Genomic DNA, 20,596 nt, shown 5'->3' with positions numbered 1-20,596 from the left:
TGGGCTGAGCCCGCGCCTCCACGGGCAATTATCGCCCCAGCTTGCGCAACTCGTCGGATTCGACCACGCGCACGCCGTTGCCTTCTTCGAGCGCCAGGCGCCAGAGCGCCCAGGCCAGGTGGCAGGCCTCTATGCCATGGTATTTGCCCGGGATCAGCCGCGACAGCGGCGCGGCGATCTGTTCGGCCAGCCGGGGTTCGCTGCGGTTGCCGATCAGGATCGAAGGCCGGGCCAGGGTCAGCTGCGGCCAGTTCTGCTCGCGCAGGGCAAGTTCCAGCTCGCCCTTTACGCGGCTGTAAAACACCGACGACGCAGGATCGGCGTCGATGGCGCTGATGACCAGCAGGTGGCGGGCGCCCAACTCCCGGGCACGGAGGGCGAAGGCGACGGCAAGGTCATGGTCGATGGCGCGGAACGCCTCTTGAGAACCCGCTTGCTTGATTGTGGTGCCTAGGCAGCAGAAGGCGATGTCTACCGGGCCGGTGAGCTGGGGCAACAGGCCAGCAAGTTCACCCACTGGGTTTTCCAGCCGGGCATGTTGTGCCAGGGGCCGACGGGTGGGCGCCAGCACGCGGTTGACGGTAGGTTCGTTCAACAGCCGGTCCAGCAAGTGTTCCCCGGTGAGGCCCGTGGCGCCTGCCAGCAGGATGTTTTGTGGTGTGAGGTACATCGCGCTTCCCTCCCGGGGTTTCAGTGGCCGGCGGCCGGTTGCTTATCGTGCAGTGCGTCGCTCGCTTGCTGCTGACGTAACCGGTGCCAGTGGGCCAACACGCCCTTGGGGGCCCACAGTTGGGGCTCCGAGGGCTCGAAGTTCTCTGCCTGCTCGCGTTTAGCCACGATGGCACTGGCTTGCTGGAACGCTACCTGCAGGTCATCGGTGGCGGTCAGCGCCTGGGCGAAGAGTGCGTCGCCGAAATAGGTGAAGTCCGCCTCTTCGGAGCAGCCGAACGACACCCGGTCCGGGCGCGAAGCTGTCATCACCAGCGTTCGATCATTCTTCAACGGCTCGATGAACCCGCCGGAATAACATGCCGAAATCACCACAATCTTGTCCCTGTCCTTCAACGGCGCCAGCAAGGTCGCCAGGTCCTGTGCGGAAAGGTCGCCCAGCTGCAGCCGCGGCTGCTCCAATACCAGTTCGTGCTCGGGCGTGCCGTGGCTGGTGAGGTAAATGAACACCAGGTCCTCCGGCCCGCTGCGCTGGGCAATTGCTTGTACGGCCTTGGCCAGGGTTTCCCGGGTCGCCATCGGCCGGTCGGCCAGGTGCTCGCGATGGTTTACCAGGGTGACCCCGCCCGAGGCGCCGAAGCGGCTTGCCAGCAGGTCGGTGACGTAGTCTGCCTCGCGCATGAACACGCTTTGCTCGCCATCACCGCCCAGCGTCAAGCTATAGAGTTCAACCGCGGGGGTGGAGTTCGGCAGTCGGGCCAACGCATGTTCGAGCAAGCTGCCTTGAGCCAGCAGGCCTTGTTCCAGCGGGTCGGGCAGGGGATGGTCATGCTCGTCGCGCACGCGCCGGCCTTCCAGCCAGTAGCCGACCTGCCGGCTACCATCGGCCAGCACCAGCGTGCCCTTGCCCTGGTAGGCATCGTTGACGAAGCCGCCGGTGTACAAGCTGCCGTCAGCGGAGGCCAACTGACCCTCGCCATAGAAGTGCCAGTCGACGAACTGCCCCTGGTAATGGCTGCCATCGTTGGCAAAAAGATCACCGGGCCCGTTGGGCGCGCCTCCCTTGAACTGGGCGATCCAGACGTCGCCCGCCTGGGTTTCATAGCGGCCGCGGCCTTCCAGCCGGCCATGATGGAACTCACCGATGTATTGGTCGCCGTCGCCATTGCTGAAAGTGCCATGGCCTTCGAGCTGGCCGTCGATGAAGTGCCCGCTGAACTGATTACCGTCGGCGTCGGTGCGCACCCCCTCGCCGTTGGGCTGGCCACGGTCGAAATCGCCCTGGTAGGTGCTGCCGTCGTCGAGATCCAAGTGCCCGGCGCCGGCGTACTGGTCGTTGGCAAAGCCGCCGCGGTAACTGCGCCCAGGCTCTTTGAGTGTGCCTTCGCCTTCACGCTTGCCGTGCTTGAAACCGCCGGTATAGGTGGTGCTGCCCGCCGTGAGGGTGCCTTGGCCCTCGAACAGGCCCTGGTTGAACTCGCCGCGGTACACCTCGCCATTGGGCCCGTGCCATTCGCCGCTGCCGCTCCATTGGCCGTCCTTGAACGTGCCGGCGTACCAGCTGCCGTTGGGGTAGTCCACCCGGCCCTGGCCTTGCAGCAGCCCGTTGACGACTTCCCCGTGGTACTGGCCGCCATCGGGCAGGCGGGCATCGGCGGGCAACAGCGGTTTGCCCTCGCCGCACGCGGCAAGGAGCAGGCACAAGGCAAGTGGAGCGAGTAAGCGCATGGCAGGGTCCGGGCAATCAAGGCGCCGAGTATGCCGCACAACCCGTTGCTGGATATAGCCTTTGCGCCCGTGCCGCGCGGTCGTTCACACAAAACACAGAGAAAGCGGCTCGGCCACGTAGGCGGGTTTCTCCTCGCCTTCGATTTCCAGGGTCGCGCGGGCGCGCAATAGCCACTGGCCGGGGCGTTTCTCGCTCACGTCGAGCAGCGCCAGGCGCAACCGCACCCGTGAATCCACCGCCACCGGCTGGATGAAGCGTACCCCCTCGAGGCCATAGTTAATGGTCATCTTCACGCCTTCCGGCAGCACCATGATCCCTTCGAGCAGGTGCGGGATCAGCGATAGGGTAAGAAAGCCATGGGCGATGGTGCTGCCGAAGGGGGTGGCGGCCGCGCGGAGCGGGTCCACGTGGATGAACTGGTAATCGCCGGTGGCCTTGGCGAACAAGTCGATCCGCGCCTGGTCGATAGTCAGCCATTGGGAGCAGCCAAGCTCCTGGCCGATGAAATCTGGCAAGCGGTCGGTGGGGACGTAGCGCATAAGGGGTATGTCCGCAACAGGGTTGGCAATGCCGCGAACCTGAACATGCAGCCCTCGATAGGGTCAAGCGAAGGCGCTGTCGATCCACGCCATGAATACTGCGTGGCGTGGCTATAATGCGCGCCGACTACCGACGCCGGGTTATGGAGGAAGGCTATGTTGCTCAGGGGGTTGACCTGGCTGATCGTGTTCCAGCTGCTCGGCACAGGCGTGCACGAATTATTCGCGCCCATCTTGCCAGGCCCGATCATCGGCCTGCTGTGCCTGCTAGGGTGGCTGATCTACAAGGGTGAAGTGCCGGCACCGGTCGAGTTGGCCGCGTCCAGCCTGTTGCGCTACCTGCCCTTGTTGCTGGTACCGCCCGCCGTCGGGATCATGGTGTACGCCACGCTCATCGCCGAGCACTTTTGGGCGATCATCGGCGCCCTCGGCCTGTCCGTGGTGGGTTCGCTGGGCCTGGTGGCCTGGCTGATGAATCGGTTGATCGGCCTCAAAGCCAAACGGGTAGCCCCGGAGGTTGGGCAATGACCCTGGATTTGCAGGCCGCGGCAGCGGCGGTGACGCACCATCCGTTGTTTGGCATCGGCATCACCCTCGCGGCCTACCAGGTGGCCATGGCGCTCTACGAACGTACCCGCCTGGTGTTCCTGCAGCCAGTACTGGTTTCCATGCTGTTGGTGGTCGGTGCATTGCTGGCCTGCGGCTTGAGCTACGGCCAGTACCGCCAGGGTACGGAAATCCTTGCCACCCTGCTCGGGCCTGCGACCGTGGCGCTGGCCGTGCCGCTCTACCTCAACCTGCGGCGTATCCGTCAATTGCTTTGGCCCACACTGGCTACGCTGGTGGTCGGTGGGGTGTTCGCGACCGCGTCCGGGGTGTGGCTGGGCTGGTGCTTCGGTGTGGATCGCGAAACACTCATGACCATGGCGCCGAAGTCCGCTACCTCGCCCATCGCCATGCTGGTGGCCGACCAATTAGGCGGGGTGCCGGCACTGGCCGCGGTGTTCGTGCTGACCACCGGGGTGTTCGGCGGTATCTTCGGCCCAGGTATTCTGCGGCTGCTCAGGGTGGAGGCGCCGGAAGCCCGAGGCATGGCCCTGGGGCTGACGTCGCATGCGGTGGGCACTTCGGTCGCCCTCCAGGAAGGGGAAACCTGCGGTGGTTTCGCCGCGCTGGGCATGAGCCTGATGGGCGTGGCCACGGCGGTGTTCCTGCCGCTGGCAGTCAGCTTGTTCGTATGAGGAAACCCTGATGAAACTGCCGTTATTTCCGCTCAATACCGTGCTGTTCCCGGGTTGTATCCTCGACTTGCAGATTTTCGAGGCGCGCTATCTGGACATGATCGGCCGGTGCATGAAGCAGGGTGAAGGCTTCGGCATCGTATGCATCATCGAGGGGCGCGAGGTCGGAGATGCCGCCACCGCCCACGCTCCTATCGGCTGCGAGGCGCGCGTGCTGGACTTCCAGCAGCAAGACAATGGCTTGCTTGGCATTCGTATCGAAGGTGCGCGGCGCTTTGCCGTGGACAGTTTCGAGGTGCAGCGCGACCAACTGATCGTGGCCCAGGTGCAGTGGTTGCAGGAGCAGCCTGAAACGGCGCTGCAAGCCGATGACGAGGACCTGCTGGCGCTGCTCTCGGCGCTTGCCGATCATCCACTGGTGGCGACCCTCGGCATGGGCGGTACACCCGCGGGCCGTCAGGCGCTGGCCAATCGCCTGGCCTACCTGCTGCCCTTCGACGATCAGGACAAGCTTCACTTGCTAGGCCTGGACGACCCCGCCTTGCGCCTGGAGGCTATTCAAACGCTGCTCGAGCGGATGCAGGGCGAGTTGCAGGCCTAGGGCCGAGGCTCGCAGGCCTGATTGCAGGCGCGGGCGAAGCCTGCGAACAGGGCCCTCAATAGGCATACCGGGTGACTGCATCGGCCAGGTCATGCCAAGTGAACCAGCTAAACAGCAGCAGGCAGGGCACCAACACCAAGGTCCAGGTCCGCAGCCCCAGGGGCTCGAGCCGATGGAAACGCAAGGTGAGTGCCAGCCCCGCGGCACACACGAAGATCGCCAGCAACGCGCCGGCCAGCACATCGGTAGGCCAATGCGCGCCCAAGTACACACGCGACGAGGCAATCGTGAGTGCCGGGATACAGGCCAGGCCCATCCACGCCAGGCGCATGCGTGGCGGTTGCCCGCGGCTGGCCAGGATCGCCAACACCAGGAAGAACGCGAACGAGGCGGAGCTGTGACCGCTAGGCATGCTGTAGCTGGTGAGGGGCGTGCTGAGCACTTCCGGGCGGCTACGTGCGAACAGCCATTTCAGGGTAACGTTGCCTAGGGCCGTGCAGAGCAGCACGCCGCCGGCGAACAGGGCATGGCGCCAGTGGCGCGCGATCAGTAGCAGGGCAGTGAGGAGCACGCCGACCAACAGCTGAGTGCGAAAGTCCCCCAGGCGCGTGACGGTAACCACGATAGGGTCCAGCGCCGCGCTGCGGTGCTCTTGCACCAGCGTCACTAGGCCCTCATCGAAGTGAGCGAGGTAAGGCCAGCCTAAAAACACTGCCAGCATCAGCACGAAGCTCGCCGCGCCGGTGAGCAGGGTCGCGCTCGGCTGGCGCCGCAGGCTGCTATTGATGGCAAGGCCGATCAGCGCGGCCAGGCCAATGGCAACGGCCGCCGCCTGTGGCCAAAAGCCCGACGGCAACGGCAGGCGCACTGCCGCGCCGGTCATCCAGCCCGGCATCAGGTAAGCGACCGACCAACCGGCGGCGGCCACCAGGCTGACCAGAATGAACCGCACCAAGGGCATTTCCAGCATGCCGGCGACCATGGGCAGCATCGGCCGCAGCGGGCCGATGAAACGACCCACCAGCAGGCTGGCTATGCCGTAGCGTTGGATAAAGCTTTCCGCGCTGCCCAGCCACTGCGGATGGCTGCGCAGGCCTGGCAAGCGACGGATGTTCTGGTGTAGGCCGCGGCCAATCGCATAGGACAGGCCGTCCCCCAGCAAACCGCCGGCATAGCCGAGCAGCAGCGTATCGCCCAGGCTAAGGGCACCGCCGCCGGCCAGCGCGGACACCGCGAACAGTGCCACGGTGCCCGGAACGATCAGCCCCGCGACGGCCAGGCACTCGATGCAGGCCACCATGAAGATGGTCGCGCCCAGCCATTGCGGGTTGGCGCTCAGCCATTGGTTCATTTCTCCCAGCCATGCCGGCATGGTTAGTTTCCTTGAGTCAGCAGCTGATAATCGCGCCCTTCGACCTGGCCCCGCCGCAGCGGGTTGCGGGTGCAGAAGCGGGCATGTTCGGCGTCGACGAAGCGGTAGGGCAGGTGCTCGTCGCGCCCCTGGGGGATGCCCAGGCGGGTCGTCTGAATGATCTGTTTCACCTCGGCGCCCACGTCCTCCACATAGAGGCCCTCGGGGTCGAAACGGCGCCCGTTCCATACCGGCACTTTCAGCCCCAGTGCCCGGCACAACAGGGTTTGCCCCGCACACAGGCGCTCGGGCGGGCGTGGCTGGCCGTTGGCATCGGGGTTGTTGAGGGTCATTTGCGCCAAAGCGTTCCGGTCGCTGACGGCATCGACCCATGGAAAGCCGGATTTGATCAGCACCGCGTTGCCGGGGCCATGGGCGCTGAGGTTCAGTGAGTCCCCGCCGCGGGCGTAATACATGTAGATGTGGCCACCGTCGAGAAACATCGCTTTGCGCTTTTCGGTGTAGCCGAGGGAGGAGTGGCTGCCTTTTTCGGCCAGGAAGTAGGCCTCGGTCTCGATGATCCGCGCCGCCAGCCAGTAGGGCCCTTGGCGGTGGCGGATGACCTTGCCGAGGAGTTCTCGGGCAACCAGCAGAGCATCGCGATCGAAAAAGGCATCGGGCAGGGGAGTTATAGCGGGCATGTCACCGACCGTTGGGGAAGTAAGGCAGATGATAGCAAGGCCACTGGAAAGGTTTCATCGCGTCAACGGCGCTTGTTTGTAACCATCTGCCCGGCACCGCTGTTAGTCATTACCCGTCGCAGCTATAATCAGCGGCTTTCCTCTTTTCCAAGCCGTGGAATCATGACTGAGCCTGTTCTCGACTACATGCACCGCCTCGGGCACGCCGCGCGCGATGCCGCGCGGGTCATCGCGCGTGCCAGCACGGGGGTCAAGAACCACGCCCTGCTGGCCACCGCCGAGGCGCTCGACAGCGCGCGCGCGGAACTGGCCGCCGCCAACCAGCTGGACCTGCAGAACGCCCGCGCCAATGGCCTGGAGCCTGCGCTGCTGGATCGCCTGGCGCTGACCCCGGCGCGTATCGACGGCATGATCGCCGGCCTGCGCCAGGTCGCTGCCTTGCCGGACCCTATCGGCGCCATCCGCGACATGAGCTACCGCCCGTCGGGCATCCAGGTCGGCAAAATGCGCGTGCCGCTCGGGGTGGTCGGGATCATCTATGAGTCCCGCCCCAATGTGACCATCGATGCCGCCAGCCTTTGCCTGAAGTCCGGCAACGCGACCATTCTGCGTGGCGGCTCCGAGGCGATTCATTCCAACCGCGCCATCGCTGCCTGCATCGGCCGCGGCCTCGAAGCCGCCGGCCTGCCCGCGGCGGTGGTACAGGTTGTGGAAACCACCGATCGCGCGGCCGTTGGCGCCCTGATCAGCATGCCCGAATACGTCGACATCATCGTGCCCCGTGGCGGCCGTGGGTTGATCGAGCGGATCAGCCGCGACGCGCGGGTTCCGGTGATCAAGCACCTCGATGGCATCTGCCATGTGTATGTGTCGGCCCATGCCGACCTGCCCAAGGCGCAGCGCATTGCCTTCAATGCCAAGACCTATCGCTACGGCATTTGCGGGGCGATGGAAACCCTGCTCGTAGACGCCGCCGTGGCTGCGGCCTTCCTGCCGGCCATGGCTGTGCAGTTGCGTGAGAAGGGCGTGGAGCTGCGCGGTTGCGAGCGCACCCGCGAGCTGATCGAGGCGTTGCCGGCCACCGATGAGGACTGGCGTACCGAGTACCTGGCCCCGGTGCTGGCGATCCGCGTGGTCAGCGGCCTGGATCAAGCCATCGAGCACATCAATCACTATGGTTCGCACCACACCGATGCGATCGTCAGTGAGCACCAAGGCGAAGCCCGGCGGTTCCTGGCCGAAGTGGATTCCGCCTCCGTCATGCTCAATGCGCCCACCTGCTTCGCCGATGGCTTCGAGTATGGCCTGGGCGCGGAGATCGGTATTTCCACGGACAAGCTACACGCCCGTGGCCCGGTTGGCCTGGACGGGCTGACCTGCGAGAAATATGTGGTCGTCGGTGATGGCCAACTGCGTGGCGAGTCGAGCGCCCATTGAGTGTTTCCGGGCTATCGAGGAGCGCGCCCAGGCGCGTAGGCCTACTGGGAGGGACGTTCGATCCCGTGCATATCGGGCATCTGCGCGGTGCATTGGAAGTGGCTGACATCCTTGCGCTGGATGAGCTGCGCGTAGTGCCCAACGCCCGCCCGCCACACCGTGGCCAGCCGCGGGTAAGCCCCGAACAGCGGTTGGCGATGGTCCAGCTGGCCGTACAGGGGGTGTCGCCGTTTCAGGTGGATGGGCGCGAGCTGCTCCGCGAGCGGCCGTCATGGACCATCGAAACCCTGGAGGCGGTGCGCGCCGAGCTGGCCACGGATGACCAGCTGTTCTTGCTGCTGGGGTGGGATGCGTTTTGCGGCCTGCCGGGCTGGCATCGCTGGAGCGAACTGCTCTGGCACTGCCATATCATCGTGCTGCAGCGGCCGGATGCCGACAGCGAGCCGCCCGATGCCTTGCGTAACCTGCTGGCCGCCCGTGCGGTCAGCGCTCCCGCGGCCCTGCACGGGCCGGCGGGGCAGATTGCTTTCGTCTGGCAGACACCCCTCGCGGTGTCCGCTACCCAGATCCGCCAGCTGCTGGCCAGTGGCAAGTCGGTTCGTTATCTGGTGCCGGACGCAGTATTGGCCTATATCGAGGCTCACGGGCTGTACCGTGAGCCGAATTGACCGGGCAGCGACGGAATACCCCGCGCCCCGAACACACGAGTTGATGAGTTTTATATGAAGAACCCTGTAATGAAGAGCGAAGACCTGGTCCAGCTGGCCACCGCGGCCCTGGAAGACATCAAAGGCCAGGACATCCTCAAGATCGATGTTCGCGACAAGACCAGCATCACCGACTACATGCTGATCGCCACCGGTACTTCCAACCGCCAGCTCAACGCCATGGTCGAGAAGGTCCGTGAGAGCGTGAAGGCGCAGGGCGTGCAGCCACTGAGCGAAGAAGGCAAGGGCGACAGCGACTGGGTGCTGCTGGACCTCGGCGACGTGGTAGTGCACGTGATGACCGCCGCCGCGCGCCAGTTCTACGACCTCGAGCGCCTATGGCAAGGGGCCGAGCAAAGCCGCGCGCTGCACGCCCCGGATCAGCACCTCTCCGACCAGGAGTAAGCGCCGCCGTGCGTTTGCGTCTGATCGCGGTCGGCTCGCGCATGCCGAAGTGGGTCGAGGATGGCTGGCAGGAATACGCCCGCCGGTTACCGGCGGAGCTGCCGCTGGAGCTGGTCGAGATTCCCCTCAACACCCGGGGCAAGAACGCCGACGTGGCGCGGTTGATACGCCAGGAAGGCGAGGCGATGTTGGCCAAGGTGCAGCCAGGCGAGCGCGTGGTCACCCTGGAGGTGCACGGCAAGCCCTGGAGCACCGAGCAGCTGGCCGTTGAGCTGGACCGCTGGCGGCTCGACGCGCGTACCGTGAATTTCATGGTCGGGGGGCCGGAAGGCCTGGCGCCGGAAGTGTGCGCGCGTGCCGACCAGCGCTGGTCGTTGTCGGCGCTGACGCTGCCGCATCCGCTGGTGCGGATTCTGATCGGCGAGCAGGTCTATCGGGCGTGGACGGTGTTGTCCGGTCATCCTTACCATAAATAAGCCTTACAAAGCCCTCGTCGATGTCGCAGCCGATCCGCCTCAAGGACCACGAAAAAGACGCCCGCCTCGTGCGTGGGCGCGTGGTGGTGGGCGCTATAGCGGTAATGGTGCTGATTTGCGTGCTGGTGGCACGCCTGTATTTCCTGCAGGTGGTGCAGTACGAGTATCACTCGACCCTCTCGGAGAACAACCGGGTCCACGTGCAGCCCATTCCGCCTAGCCGCGGGCTGATCTACGACCGCAACGGGGTCATCATTGCCAACAACCGTCCCAGCTTCAACCTGAGCGTCACCCGCGAGCGTGCCGGCGACTGGGAAGGCATCCTCGACCGAATCGTTGAAGTGCTGGAGCTGACCCCGGAAGACCGAGCGCTGTTCGAAAAGCGCATGCGCCAGGGCCGCCGCCCTTTCGAACCGGTGCCGGTGATGCAGGAACTGACCGAGGAGCAGATCGCGCGGATCGCCGTGAATCAGTTCCGCCTGCCGGGGGTAGAGGTGGTTGCCCAGCTTACCCGCCATTATCCCCAGGGAGCGCACTTCGCCCATTCGGTCGGCTATATGGGCCGCATCAACGAAAAAGAGCTGAAAACCCTCGATCCGGTCAATTACAGCGGCACCCACCAGATCGGCAAAACCGGCATAGAGCGATTCTACGAGGCCGAGTTGCATGGCCAGGTGGGCTACGAGGAAGTCGAAACCAACGCCCGGGGCAGGGTGCTGCGGGTGCTCAAACGCACTGACCCGGTGCCTGGCAAGGACATCGTGCTGACGCTGGATATCCAGTTGCAGCAAGCCGCTGAGGCGGCGCTGGGCGGGCGGCGTGGCGCGGTGGTGGCGCTGGACCCGAGCAACGGCGAAGTGCTCGCCATGGTCAGCCAGCCGAGCTTCGACCCCAACCTGTTCGTGACCGGCATTCCGTTCAAAACCTACTCCGAGCTGCGTGACTCGATCGACCGCCCGCTGTTCAACCGGGTGCTGCGGGGCCTGTACCCGCCCGGCTCCACGATCAAGCCGGCCGTGGCCATCGCGGGCCTGGACAGCGGCGTGGTGACCCCGACCACCCGTGTATTCGATCCCGGCTACTACACACTGCCCAATTACGACCACAAGTACCGTAACTGGAACCGCACCGGTGACGGCTTCGTCGACCTGGACACCGCGATCATGCGGTCCAACGACACCTACTTCTATGACCTGGCCCACAAGCTGGGTATCGACCGCCTGGGCGACTACCTGTCGCGGTTCGGCATCGGCCAAAAGGTATCCCTGGACATGTTCGAAGAATCCCCCGGGCTGATGCCGTCGCGGGAATGGAAGCGAATCACTCGCCGGCAGGTCTGGTACCCCGGCGAAACCCTGATCCTCGGGATCGGCCAGGGCTATATGCAGGCCACCCCTCTGCAACTGGCCCAGGCCACCGCGCTGATCGCCAACAAAGGGCGCTGGAATCGCCCGCACCTGGCCCGCACGATCGAGGACCAGCCGCCTCAGGACCCGAACCCGATGCCGGATATCGTGTTGCGTGACCATGCCGACTGGGCCCGGGTGACGCACGGCATGGAGCAGGTGATGCAGGGCGCCCGGGGCACCGCGCGCAAGGCGGCGCTGGGCTCGGTGTACCGGATTGCCGGCAAGAGCGGTACCGCCCAGGTGGTTGCTATTCGCCAGGGCGAGCGGTATGACCGCAACAAGCTGCAGGAGCGCCATCGTGACCATGCGCTGTTCGTAGGCTTCGCCCCGGCCGAAAGCCCGAAGATCGTGGTAGCGGTCATGGTCGAAAACGGCGAGTCCGGCTCTGGCGTGGCCGCCCCGGTGGTGCGCCAGGTCATGGACGCCTGGTTGCTGGGCCCGGACGGGCAGCTCAAACCTGAATACGCCAGCGCAACGGCCCCGGAGATTACGGCCCGTGAAGAATAATTTCGACCGCATCCTGTCCAGCGAAGACGTGATGCGGCGTCGCGCCACCCTTTTGCAACGCATCCACATCGATGGCCCGCTATTGATCCTGCTGCTCACCCTGGCGACCGGCAGCCTGTTCGTGCTGTATTCGGCCAGCGGCAAGAGCTGGGACCTGCTGATCAAGCAAGCCACCTCGTTTGGCATCGGCCTGGTGTCGATGTTCGTGATCGCCCAGCTGGAGCCACGCTTCATGGCGCGCTGGGTGCCGTTGGCCTACGTGATCGGCGTGGTGCTGCTGGTGGTAGTGGACGTCATGGGCCACAACGCCATGGGCGCTACCCGCTGGATCAACATCCCCGGGGTGATCCGCTTCCAACCGTCGGAGTTCATGAAGATCATCATGCCGGCGACCATTGCCTGGTACCTGTCCAAGCGCACGCTGCCGCCGCACCTCAAGCATGTGGTCATCAGCCTGGGGTTGATCGGGGTTCCGTTCGTGCTCATCGTGCGCCAGCCAGACCTGGGTACCTCGTTGCTGATCCTGGCGTCGGGTGCCTTCGTGCTGTTCATGGCCGGGCTGCGCTGGCGCTGGATCCTCAGCGTGATCGCCGCTGCCGTACCGGTGGCCGTGGCCATGTGGTTCTTCATCATGCACGACTACCAGAAGCAACGAATCCTCACCTTCCTCGACCCCGAAAGCGACCCGCTCGGCACCGGCTGGAACATCATCCAGTCCAAGGCGGCAATCGGTTCTGGCGGGGTGTTCGGCAAGGGCTGGCTGCTGGGCACCCAATCGCACCTGGATTTTTTGCCCGAGAGCCACACTGACTTTATTATCGCGGTCCTTGGCGAAGAATTCGGCCTGGTGGGGATCTGTGCGTTGCTGCTGATCTACCTGCTGTTGATCGGCCGCGGGCTGGTCATTACCGCGCAGGCCCAGACCCTGTACGGCAAGCTGCTCGCAGGCAGCCTGACGATGACGTTCTTCGTTTATGTGTTCGTGAACATCGGCATGGTAAGTGGCCTTCTACCCGTAGTTGGGGTGCCCTTACCCTTCATTAGTTACGGCGGAACTTCGCTTGTGACGCTACTGTCAGCGTTTGGGGTTTTGATGTCGATCCATACCCATCGCAAGTGGATCGCTCAGGTTTGATTAAGGTGATGATTTCAATGCAAGTAATGCGTGGCTGGGTCGCTCGATACGCTCCTTGGGTCGGCCTGGCGGGCATCCTTGGTAACCCCGCCTCCTCGGTGGCCGGGGACTATGAAGGTTCACCTCAGGTCGCTGAGTTCGTTGGCGAAATGACCCGCGACTATGGCTTCGCTGGCGAGCAGCTGATGGACATGTTCCGCGAGGTCGAGCGCAAGCAGCCGATACTCGATGCCATCTCGCGGCCCGCCGAGCGGGTCAAGCCCTGGAAGGAATATCGCCCGATCTTCATCACCGATGCGCGCATCGCCCGCGGCGTGGACTTCTGGCGCCAGCATGAGGCCGCCCTGGCCCGCGCCGAGCAGGAATACGGTGTGCCAGCGCAGGTGATAGTCGCGATCATCGGCGTGGAAACCTTCTTCGGCCGCAACACCGGCAACTACCGGGTGATAGACGCGCTGTCCACCCTGGGCTTCGACTATCCTCCCCGTGCCGATTTCTTCCGCAAGGAGCTGCGCGAGTACCTATTGCTGGCGCGGGACGAGCAGGTCGACCCGCTTTCACTCAAGGGCTCCTACGCCGGCGCGATGGGGCTGCCGCAGTTCATGCCGAGCAGCTTCCGCGCCTATGCGGTGGATTTCGACGGAGATGGGCATATCAATATCTGGAGCGACCCGGTCGATGCCATCGGCAGCGTTGCCAGCTATTTCTCCCGCCACGGCTGGGTCAATGGCGAAGCGGTAGTCAGCCGCGCCGACATACGCGGCGACCGTGCCGACGAGGGGCTCAGCCCTGGGCTGGATCCTTCCAAAACCGTCGGGGAGTTGCGAGCCCTGGGCTGGTCGAGTCATGATGCGCTGCGCGACGACCTGCCGGTCGTGGCCTTCAAGCTCGATGGCGAGGCCGGGCCGGAGTACTGGATGGGCCTGAAGAACTTCTACGTGATCACGCGGTACAACCGCAGCGCGATGTACGCCATGGCGGTTCACCAACTGGCGCAAATGCTGGTTCAAGCACGGGGCAACAAGTAAATGTGGGCTTTGCCGTTTCGCACACCACTGAAGCTGACGTTCTATGGGGCGATGGCCTTGCTGGTCGCCAGCTGCTCCAGCAGCCGCGCGCCCGAGCCCACTTATACGGTGCGCGCGCAACCAGGCCTGGACATCAACCGCGCCCACAAGGATGGCGCGCCCTGGTGGGACGTGGACGTGTCGCGCATCCCCGACGCCGTCCCCACCCTGCATACCGGCCCTTACAAGGCCAACCCCTACACGGTGCTGGGCAAGACCTACTTCCCTCTTCAGCAGGCCAGTAGCTACTCGGCCGTTGGCACCGCTTCCTGGTATGGGACCAAATTCCATGGCCAGAACACTGCCAACGGCGAAGTCTACGACCTGTATGGCATGAGTGCGGCGCACAAGACACTGCCGCTGCCCAGCTACGTGCGCGTCACCAACCTGGACAACAACCGCAGCGTCATCCTGCGGGTGAACGACCGTGGCCCCTTCTACTCCGACCGCATCATCGACCTCTCTTATGCCGCGGCGAAGAAGCTCGGCTATGCCGAAACCGGCACGGCCCGAGTCAAGGTCGAAGGGATCGACCCGCAACAGTGGTGGGCCCAGCGTGGCCAGCCGGCGCCAATGGTGCTGCAGCAGCCGCCGGTTGACGTCGCCCAGGCGCGCCCGGCGCTGACCCCTGATACCGGGACCATCGAACAGTACACCCCGCCGCCGCAGCAGCATGCCGTGGCGACGGCACCGGTCAGCATCGACCCAAAAAAAAACGCTTCTGCGCAGGCAACTGGCCTCTATCTCCAGGTGGGAGCCTTCGCCAACCCGGACGCTGCCGAACTGCTACGGTCGAAGCTGAGTACCATGGTCAAGGCCCCGGCCTTTACCAGCCCTACGGTCCGCAACCAGCAAACGCTTTATCGCGTGCGGCTGGGGCCGATCGGAACCCAGGGTGAAGCCCAGCAGGTGCAGAACAGCATTCGCCTGGCCAACCTAGGCTCCCCGAGCGTGGTCACCGCGGACTGACCTGTACTTGCATCCCCTGGTGCTCCATGCCAGCGGGCGCCACGGACGGCAACCCACGTAAGCCCTGACACGGCTTTGAAAAAAGATTTGCCCACAGGGCCTGTGCCATCAGTAATCTCGAGAGACGGATGAACATCACCAACTTTGCCAAACGCCTGTGCCTGCTTGTTCCCTTGCTTCTTTCGCCTGCCGCCTGGGCCGCCGACCAAATGGTTCCGGCCGCACCCCAGCTGGCCGCGCGTGCTTACGTGCTGATGGAAGCCTCCAGCGGCAACGTGCTGATCAACAGCGATGGCGACGAGCGCCTGCCGCCGGCCAGCCTGACCAAGCTGATGTCTGCCTACATCGCCACCTTGGAAATCCGGCGCGGCCAGATCGGCGAGAATGACCTGGTCACCGTCAGCGAGAACGCCTGGCGCACCGGCGGCTCGCGGATGTTCATCAAGGTCGGTTCGCAGGTGACCGTCAGTGACCTGCTGCACGGGATCATCATTCAGTCCGGGAACGACGCGACCGTCGCCCTGGCCGAGCATATCGCCGGCAGCGAAGACGCCTTCGCCGACATGATGAACGCCACGGCGAAGAAGCTGGGCATGGAAAACAGCCACTTCATGAACCCGACCGGCTTGCCGGACCCAGCCCATTACGCTTCGGCCCACGACATGGCAATCCTGGCGCGGGCGATCATCCACGAAGACCCAGCCCACTATGCGATCTACTCGCAGAAAGAGTTCTTCTGGAACAACATCAAGCAGCCCAACCGCAACCTGTTGCTGTGGCGTGACAAGACCGTCGACGGTCTGAAAACCGGTCACACCCAGGAAGCCGGCTACTGTATGGTGGCCTCGGCCGTGCGCGACGGCACCCGCCTGATCGCCGTAGTCTTCGGTACCGCCAGCGAAGCAGCCCGCGCGGCCGAAACCCAGAAGCTGCTGACCTACGGCTTCCGCTTCTTCGAAACCCAGACCTTCTACAAGGCAGGCACCGAGCTGAACAAGGCGCCGGTTTGGAAAGGCACCACCAATGAAGTCAAGGCCGGCCTGGCCGAAGACCTGACCATGACCCTGCCACGCGGCCAGCTGAAGAACCTGCAGGCGAGCATGAGCATGAACCCACAACTCACTGCGCCGATCGAAAAAGGCCAGGTCGTGGGCAAGGTGGAAGTGAAGAACGGTGACAAAGTGGTGGAGACCAAAGACCTTATCGCCCTCGAGGCGGTCGAGGAGGGTGGCATCTTCCGTCGGTTGTGGGATAGCATTCGCCTATTCTTCTACGGCTTGTTCAACTGACGCTCCGTCGGTTACCCCTCCCCAGCCCCTGGCTGCGGGAGGGGTAGCTTTTTTCCACGGCTTGATGAGGCCGTCACTGCCATGACAGACACAGATGTAAAGTCTCATATCATTGAGTTTCCTTGCCCCGATTACCCGATCAAGGTCATTGGCGACACCGGTGTTGGGTTCAAGGATCTCGTCATCGAAATTCTCGCCAAATACGCCAAGCTCGATATGAACACCCTGGCGGAACGGCAAAGCAGCAATGGCAAGTACACCACCATACAGCTGCACATCATCGCCACCGGTCAGGAGCAGCTGTACGACATCAACAGTGCGCTGCGTGCCACCGGTCACGTTCACATGGTGCTTTGATGCCAGGCTGCCTGGGCTTTCGCGAGCTCGGCCTGAAACCTTACGAACCGGTATGGCAGGCGATGCGCCGGGTGACCGACGAAGCCCGCGAGCGCAACGTGGGCGACGAGGTGTGGCTGGTTCAGCACCCTCCGGTATTCACCCAGGGGCAGGCCGGTAAGCCTGAACACCTGTTGCTGCCGGGGGACATTCCGGTGGTGCAGGTCGACCGTGGCGGCCAGGTGACCTACCACGGGCCAGGGCAACTGGTGGCCTACCTGCTGCTGGACCTGCGCGAGCGAGGCTTCGGCGTGCGTGAGCTGGTCAGCCGCATCGAGAACGCCCTGATCGCCGTGCTGGCGAGCTACAACGTAGCCGCCGCGGCCCGGCCCGACGCGCCAGGTGTTTACGTGAAGGGGGCGAAAATCGCCTCGCTGGGCCTGCGCATACGCCATGGCCGTTCGTTCCATGGCTTGGCCCTGAACGTGGACATGGACCTGCGCCCGTTCCAGAGAATCAACCCGTGCGGCTACGCCGGCCTTGCCATGACGCAACTGGTCGACCATGCCCCCGGGGCCGAATTTTCCGAGGTTTGTGCCCGGCTGCGTGCGCAGCTCGTCGAACACCTCGATTATGCTGAGCAGACGACCCTCACGGGCGGAATCGACTGATATGACTACTGCGCAAGACACTGTCGCCAGCCCCGAGGCGGCGCTTTTGAAGCCGCCCGCGCCGAAAAAGGTAGAAGCGGGCGTGAAATTGCGTGGCGCCGACAAGGTAGCCCGCATCCCGGTGAAGATCATCCCCACCGACGAGCTTCCGAAAAAACCAGACTGGATTCGCGTGCGCATTCCGGTATCGCCGGAAGTCGACCGTATCAAGCAATTATTGCGCAAGCACAAGCTGCATAGCGTGTGCGAAGAGGCTTCCTGCCCCAACCTAGGCGAGTGCTTCTCTGGCGGCACCGCGACCTTCATGATCATGGGGGACATCTGCACCCGGCGCTGCCCGTTCTGCGATGTTGGCCATGGTCGGCCGAAGCCGCTGGATGTAGACGAACCCCATAACCTGGCCGTCGCCATCGCCGACCTGCGCCTGAAGTACGTGGTCATCACCTCGGTGGACCGCGACGACTTGCGCGACGGCGGTGCCCAGCACTTCGCCGACTGCCTGCGGGAGATCCGCAAGCTGTCGCCGGGCGTTCAGCTCGAGACCTTGGTGCCCGATTACCGTGGCCGCATGGACATCGCCCTGGACATCACCGCGCAAGAGCCGCCGGACGTGTTCAACCACAACCTGGAAACCGTCCCGCGCCTCTATCGTGCTGCCCGTCCTGGCTCGGATTACGACTGGTCCCTGGACCTGCTGCAGAAATTCAAGCAGCGCGTGCCCCATGTGCCGACCAAATCCGGCCTGATGCTGGGCTTGGGCGAAACGGACGAAGAAGTCATCGAAGTGATGCACAAGATGCGTGAGCACGAGATCGACATGCTCACCCTGGGCCAATACTTGCAGCCGTCTCGTAGCCACTTGCCGGTGCAGCGCTTTGTTCACCCGGACACCTTCGCCTGGTTCGCCGAGGAAGGCTACCGGCTGGGCTTCAAGAACGTGGCGTCCGGCCCACTGGTGCGCTCGTCCTACCATGCCGATCAGCAAGCCCACGAGGCGAAGATCAAGCTTTGACCGGGGCATTCGGCAAGCCGGTGCCGGCGCTGCGGCCCGGCGATTGCCTGGGGCTGATCGCGCCCGCCGGCCCCGCTGAGTTCGATACCCAAGCCGCCCATGCCTGGGCGCATGGCCATGGCTATCACCTGAAAATCTTCCCGGGGGTCAGCCAGGCGACCGGTTACCTGGCGGGCAGCGATGCGGTACGCCTGGCGGACCTGCACGCAGCCTTCGCCGACCCCGCTATCGCCGCGGTGTTGTGCGTGCGCGGCGGCTACGGTAGCCCCCGTTTGCTCGACCAGATCGACTATTCCCTTATCGCCGCCAATCCCAAGCCATTCGTAGGCTACAGCGACCTTACCGCGCTGCATCAGGCGCTGTGGCAGGAAACAGGCTGCATCAGCTTTCATGGCCCCATGATGCGTCCAGACCTGCTAACGCCGCGCCTGGCGCCGACCGAGGCGCTGTTCCTGCAGATGTTGCGGGGGGACCTCAAAGAAGGCGATGCGATCAGCCATCCTCTGGCCTGGCCGCTTGCAACGCTGAGGGCGGGTGTGGCCCGAGGCCGGCTGGTAGGGGGCAACCTGACCATGATCGGGGCCTCGCTAGGCACGCCCTGGCCGATCGACACCGACGACGCCGTGCTGTTTATCGAAGACGTCAACGAGCCGCTGTTCCGCATAGACAGGACCCTCAACCAATTGCGGTTGGCCGGAAAGCTACGCGGGGTACGCGGGGTGCTGTTGGGGGATGTCGCCAAGGTGGAGCCGGGCCCGCTTTACGAGCTGGTCGGTGCTACATTCGCCGAGGCGGGCATCCCGGTGCTCGCCGGCTGGCGCAGCGGCCATTGCGACCCGAACCTGACGTTGCCGCTCGGTGCGCAGGTAATCCTTGACGCCGACAACCAGCGGCTGTTGCTGGCGCAAGCTATCACCCGTTAACGCATTGCTGCGGTAGGAGCTGCTGACGAAGCCTGCGAGGGCATACTCACAGGTGGCATCCTGTTCGAAAGCTTCTACCGCTCCTGCCTCTCATTGGCCCTGGCGTAGGCTGTCGAGCAACTTGTGCGTCGGGTAGCCATCCGCCGGCCAACCACGGGCTTGCTGGGCACTGCGGATTGCCTTGCGGGTATTGGCCCCGATAATCCCATCTGCGGTGCCAGCATCGTACTGAGCCGCGCTGAGCAGCGTTTGCAGTTCAATGCGCTCGGTTCGGCTCAAGGGCAGGTCATCCTTGGGCCAGCTGCCCAGCACGTAGCCGCCAGAAGCAAAGCGCTGCGACAGCAGGCTGACGCCCAGGGCGTAGGACGAAGAATTGTTGTACTTGAGGATCGCCCGGAAGTTGTCCAGCACCAGGAAGGCCGGGCCCCGATAACCGGCAGGGAGCAGCAGATTGGCCTGCAGCTGGGCTAGGCCGGGCTGCAGGACAGTGCCTGGCGGTAGCTTCACGCCTTGGGCTAGCCACTCACTCACCGGCTTGCGCAGGCTGCCGTCCGCCTGCGCGTAATCGAACCCCTGCGGCAGCTGCACCTCCAGACCCCATGGCTGGCCATGCTGCCAGCCGGATGCTTGAAGGTATTGCGCGGTGGATGCCAGTGCATCGACCGCGCTGTTCCAGATGTCGCGGCGGCCATCGCCGTCGAAGTCCACCGCATGGGCGTTGTAAGTCGTGGGGATGAACTGCGTCTGACCCATGGCGCCCGCCCAGGAACCGAGCATGTGTTCCGGGTCGATGTCGCCGTTTTGCAGGATCTGCAGTGCGGCGATCAATTGCTCTTGCGCAAAGGCCGGGCGTCGCCCTTCGTAACCGAGGGTCGCCAGGGAGCGGATCACGGACTTGTCGCCCTGGAACTGGCCGAAGCTACTCTCCATGCCCCAAACGGCTACCAGCGCCTGGCGGTCTACGCCGTAGCGCTGCTCGATGCGTTGCAGGGCGTCGGCGTATTGGCCGAGCAGCGCCTGGCCCTTGCGCACCCGTACGGGGGAAATCGCGCTGTCGAGGTATTCCCACACCGGCCGGGTGAACTCGGGCTGGCTGCGGTCGGCCTGGATCACCGAAGGGTCTGGGCTGACGCCATTGAACGCGCTGTCGATCACCTCGCCCCGGATGCCGGCCTGTAGTGCCTGGGCGCGGAAGGCTGCCTGCCATTGCTCGAAGCTTTGAGGCTGATCGGCCTGGGGGATGACCTCGGTAGCGGCCGCTGCCGGGCTGCCCGGGAGGGCATCGGCGGCGGTAGGGGCTTGCGAGCAGGCGGCGAGAAGAAACAGGCTGGAGGCGGCGACGAGCCGACTGGAGCGGCGGCGGCAGATACGGCTAACAAGCATGCAATTGCCCAAGCATTGAAAATATTGGAAAACCATAAC

Annotated in this window: 22 protein-coding genes; 16 read left to right on the top strand and 6 right to left on the bottom strand. The window is 64.3% G+C overall.

The genetic code is table 11. The features are described from left to right. Positions 1-28 precede the first annotated feature (28 nt). The 3 genes from OGL93_RS20730 to OGL93_RS20720 form a co-directional block, all read right to left on the bottom strand. Positions 29-670 carry an oxidoreductase gene (locus tag OGL93_RS20730; protein WP_263264844.1) on the bottom strand — a complete coding sequence of 214 codons (642 nt, stop codon included), beginning with the start codon at positions 668-670 and terminating at the stop codon, positions 29-31. A gap of 20 nt (positions 671-690) precedes the next feature. Beyond that, positions 691-2,397, bottom strand: a complete 1,707-nt coding sequence (locus OGL93_RS20725; RefSeq protein WP_263264842.1) for a C13 family peptidase — start codon at positions 2,395-2,397, stop codon at positions 691-693. Between the two features lie 84 nt (positions 2,398-2,481). Next, entirely contained in the window at positions 2,482-2,937 is a 456-nt protein-coding gene (locus OGL93_RS20720) for a MaoC family dehydratase (RefSeq protein WP_263264840.1), read from the bottom strand. 156 nt (positions 2,938-3,093) lie between these two features. On the opposite strand from OGL93_RS20720, the gene OGL93_RS20715 reads away from it, so the two are divergent. The 3 genes from OGL93_RS20715 to OGL93_RS20705 are packed head-to-tail and all read left to right on the top strand — an operon-like array spanning position 3,094 to position 4,779. Continuing rightward, positions 3,094-3,465, top strand: a complete 372-nt coding sequence (locus tag OGL93_RS20715) for a CidA/LrgA family protein (RefSeq protein ID WP_263264839.1) — start codon at positions 3,094-3,096, stop codon at positions 3,463-3,465. Then, complete coding sequence (locus tag OGL93_RS20710) at positions 3,462-4,178, top strand: LrgB family protein (protein WP_263264838.1); 717 nt, start codon at positions 3,462-3,464, stop codon at positions 4,176-4,178. Before OGL93_RS20715 ends, OGL93_RS20710 begins: the two co-directional genes overlap by 4 nt. A gap of 10 nt (positions 4,179-4,188) precedes the next feature. Further along, the gene (locus OGL93_RS20705) at positions 4,189-4,779 is read left to right on the top strand and encodes an LON peptidase substrate-binding domain-containing protein (protein ID WP_263264837.1); all 591 of its coding nucleotides are present in this window, start codon (positions 4,189-4,191) and stop codon (positions 4,777-4,779) included. Between the two features lie 55 nt (positions 4,780-4,834). Here the strand turns inward: OGL93_RS20705 and OGL93_RS20700 are convergent, their stop codons facing one another. Both OGL93_RS20700 and OGL93_RS20695 read right to left on the bottom strand, forming a co-directional pair. Further along, positions 4,835-6,151 carry a bifunctional DedA family/phosphatase PAP2 family protein gene (locus tag OGL93_RS20700; RefSeq protein WP_263264836.1) on the bottom strand — a complete coding sequence of 439 codons (1,317 nt, stop codon included), beginning with the start codon at positions 6,149-6,151 and terminating at the stop codon, positions 4,835-4,837. A gap of 2 nt (positions 6,152-6,153) precedes the next feature. Beyond that, entirely contained in the window at positions 6,154-6,831 is a 678-nt protein-coding gene (locus OGL93_RS20695; protein WP_263264835.1) for a DNA-3-methyladenine glycosylase, read from the bottom strand. A gap of 162 nt (positions 6,832-6,993) precedes the next feature. Here OGL93_RS20695 and OGL93_RS20690 point away from each other — a divergent pair, with 162 nt between their 5' ends. The 13 genes from OGL93_RS20690 (at position 6,994) to OGL93_RS20630 (ending at position 19,174) form a co-directional block, all read left to right on the top strand. Continuing rightward, positions 6,994-8,268, top strand: a complete 1,275-nt coding sequence (locus OGL93_RS20690; RefSeq protein WP_263264834.1) for a glutamate-5-semialdehyde dehydrogenase — start codon at positions 6,994-6,996, stop codon at positions 8,266-8,268. Beyond that, positions 8,265-8,936, top strand: a complete 672-nt coding sequence (nadD, locus tag OGL93_RS20685) for a nicotinate-nucleotide adenylyltransferase (RefSeq protein WP_263264833.1) — start codon at positions 8,265-8,267, stop codon at positions 8,934-8,936. Before OGL93_RS20690 ends, nadD begins: the two co-directional genes overlap by 4 nt. A 54-nt stretch (positions 8,937-8,990) precedes the next feature. Continuing rightward, positions 8,991-9,380 carry a ribosome silencing factor gene (rsfS, locus tag OGL93_RS20680; protein ID WP_263264832.1) on the top strand — a complete coding sequence of 130 codons (390 nt, stop codon included), beginning with the start codon at positions 8,991-8,993 and terminating at the stop codon, positions 9,378-9,380. Positions 9,381-9,388: 8 nt separating this feature from the next. Next, positions 9,389-9,856 carry a 23S rRNA (pseudouridine(1915)-N(3))-methyltransferase RlmH gene (gene rlmH, locus OGL93_RS20675; RefSeq protein WP_263264831.1) on the top strand — a complete coding sequence of 156 codons (468 nt, stop codon included), beginning with the start codon at positions 9,389-9,391 and terminating at the stop codon, positions 9,854-9,856. Between the two features lie 20 nt (positions 9,857-9,876). After that, a complete protein-coding gene (gene mrdA, locus OGL93_RS20670) occupies positions 9,877-11,772 on the top strand; it encodes a penicillin-binding protein 2 (RefSeq protein WP_263264829.1) in 1,896 nt (631 codons plus the stop codon). A 31-nt stretch (positions 11,773-11,803) separates the two neighbouring features. After that, positions 11,804-12,907, top strand: a complete 1,104-nt coding sequence (gene rodA, locus OGL93_RS20665) for a rod shape-determining protein RodA (protein ID WP_263264874.1) — start codon at positions 11,804-11,806, stop codon at positions 12,905-12,907. Between the two features lie 17 nt (positions 12,908-12,924). Then, positions 12,925-13,935, top strand: coding sequence for a lytic murein transglycosylase B (gene mltB, locus OGL93_RS20660; RefSeq protein WP_263264827.1), 1,011 nt, complete (start codon positions 12,925-12,927; stop codon positions 13,933-13,935). After that, on the top strand, positions 13,936-14,943 hold the full coding sequence (locus OGL93_RS20655) for a septal ring lytic transglycosylase RlpA family protein (protein WP_263264826.1): 1,008 nt from the start codon (positions 13,936-13,938) through the stop codon (positions 14,941-14,943). Positions 14,944-15,071: 128 nt separating this feature from the next. After that, positions 15,072-16,232, top strand: coding sequence for a D-alanyl-D-alanine carboxypeptidase family protein (locus OGL93_RS20650; protein ID WP_263264825.1), 1,161 nt, complete (start codon positions 15,072-15,074; stop codon positions 16,230-16,232). Positions 16,233-16,313: 81 nt separating this feature from the next. Then, on the top strand, positions 16,314-16,589 hold the full coding sequence (locus tag OGL93_RS20645) for a DUF493 domain-containing protein (protein ID WP_263264824.1): 276 nt from the start codon (positions 16,314-16,316) through the stop codon (positions 16,587-16,589). Then, positions 16,589-17,239 (top strand): lipoyl(octanoyl) transferase LipB, encoded by a 651-nt coding sequence (lipB, locus tag OGL93_RS20640; protein WP_263264823.1) that lies wholly within the window; start codon positions 16,589-16,591, stop codon positions 17,237-17,239. Before OGL93_RS20645 ends, lipB begins: the two co-directional genes overlap by 1 nt. Position 17,240: 1 nt before the next feature. Continuing rightward, a complete protein-coding gene (gene lipA / locus OGL93_RS20635; RefSeq protein ID WP_263264821.1) occupies positions 17,241-18,251 on the top strand; it encodes a lipoyl synthase in 1,011 nt (336 codons plus the stop codon). Then, positions 18,248-19,174 carry an LD-carboxypeptidase gene (locus OGL93_RS20630; protein ID WP_263264819.1) on the top strand — a complete coding sequence of 309 codons (927 nt, stop codon included), beginning with the start codon at positions 18,248-18,250 and terminating at the stop codon, positions 19,172-19,174. The genes lipA and OGL93_RS20630 overlap by 4 nt, the downstream gene beginning before the upstream one ends. Positions 19,175-19,264: 90 nt before the next feature. Here OGL93_RS20630 and OGL93_RS20625 read toward each other — a convergent pair whose 3' ends face one another. Next, on the bottom strand, positions 19,265-20,557 hold the full coding sequence (locus OGL93_RS20625) for a lytic murein transglycosylase (protein WP_263264817.1): 1,293 nt from the start codon (positions 20,555-20,557) through the stop codon (positions 19,265-19,267). Positions 20,558-20,596 lie beyond the last annotated feature (39 nt).

This window comes from Pseudomonas sp. RIT-PI-S, assembly GCF_025642975.1.
GTDB lineage: Bacteria > Pseudomonadota > Gammaproteobacteria > Pseudomonadales > Pseudomonadaceae > Aquipseudomonas.
Note: the sequence above shows the minus strand (reverse complement) of the source record. Positions and strands in the feature narration are given on the sequence as shown.

Coding starts and splice junctions, on each gene's coding strand:
- rsfS (WP_263264832.1), top strand. CDS start 8,991: ATGAAGAACCCTGTAATGAAGAGCGAAGACCTGGTCCAGCTGGCCACC.
- OGL93_RS20650 (WP_263264825.1), top strand. CDS start 15,072: ATGAACATCACCAACTTTGCCAAACGCCTGTGCCTGCTTGTTCCCTTG.
- OGL93_RS20720 (WP_263264840.1), bottom strand. CDS start 2,937: ATGCGCTACGTCCCCACCGACCGCTTGCCAGATTTCATCGGCCAGGAG.
- rodA (WP_263264874.1), top strand. CDS start 11,804: ATGCGGCGTCGCGCCACCCTTTTGCAACGCATCCACATCGATGGCCCG.
- OGL93_RS20655 (WP_263264826.1), top strand. CDS start 13,936: ATGTGGGCTTTGCCGTTTCGCACACCACTGAAGCTGACGTTCTATGGG.
- mltB (WP_263264827.1), top strand. CDS start 12,925: ATGCAAGTAATGCGTGGCTGGGTCGCTCGATACGCTCCTTGGGTCGGC.
- OGL93_RS20690 (WP_263264834.1), top strand. CDS start 6,994: ATGACTGAGCCTGTTCTCGACTACATGCACCGCCTCGGGCACGCCGCG.
- OGL93_RS20700 (WP_263264836.1), bottom strand. CDS start 6,151: ATGCCGGCATGGCTGGGAGAAATGAACCAATGGCTGAGCGCCAACCCG.
- OGL93_RS20625 (WP_263264817.1), bottom strand. CDS start 20,557: ATGCTTGTTAGCCGTATCTGCCGCCGCCGCTCCAGTCGGCTCGTCGCC.
- lipB (WP_263264823.1), top strand. CDS start 16,589: ATGCCAGGCTGCCTGGGCTTTCGCGAGCTCGGCCTGAAACCTTACGAA.
- OGL93_RS20705 (WP_263264837.1), top strand. CDS start 4,189: ATGAAACTGCCGTTATTTCCGCTCAATACCGTGCTGTTCCCGGGTTGT.
- OGL93_RS20645 (WP_263264824.1), top strand. CDS start 16,314: ATGACAGACACAGATGTAAAGTCTCATATCATTGAGTTTCCTTGCCCC.
- lipA (WP_263264821.1), top strand. CDS start 17,241: ATGACTACTGCGCAAGACACTGTCGCCAGCCCCGAGGCGGCGCTTTTG.
- OGL93_RS20710 (WP_263264838.1), top strand. CDS start 3,462: ATGACCCTGGATTTGCAGGCCGCGGCAGCGGCGGTGACGCACCATCCG.
- OGL93_RS20695 (WP_263264835.1), bottom strand. CDS start 6,831: ATGCCCGCTATAACTCCCCTGCCCGATGCCTTTTTCGATCGCGATGCT.
- OGL93_RS20725 (WP_263264842.1), bottom strand. CDS start 2,397: ATGCGCTTACTCGCTCCACTTGCCTTGTGCCTGCTCCTTGCCGCGTGC.
- OGL93_RS20730 (WP_263264844.1), bottom strand. CDS start 670: ATGTACCTCACACCACAAAACATCCTGCTGGCAGGCGCCACGGGCCTC.
- OGL93_RS20715 (WP_263264839.1), top strand. CDS start 3,094: ATGTTGCTCAGGGGGTTGACCTGGCTGATCGTGTTCCAGCTGCTCGGC.
- mrdA (WP_263264829.1), top strand. CDS start 9,877: ATGTCGCAGCCGATCCGCCTCAAGGACCACGAAAAAGACGCCCGCCTC.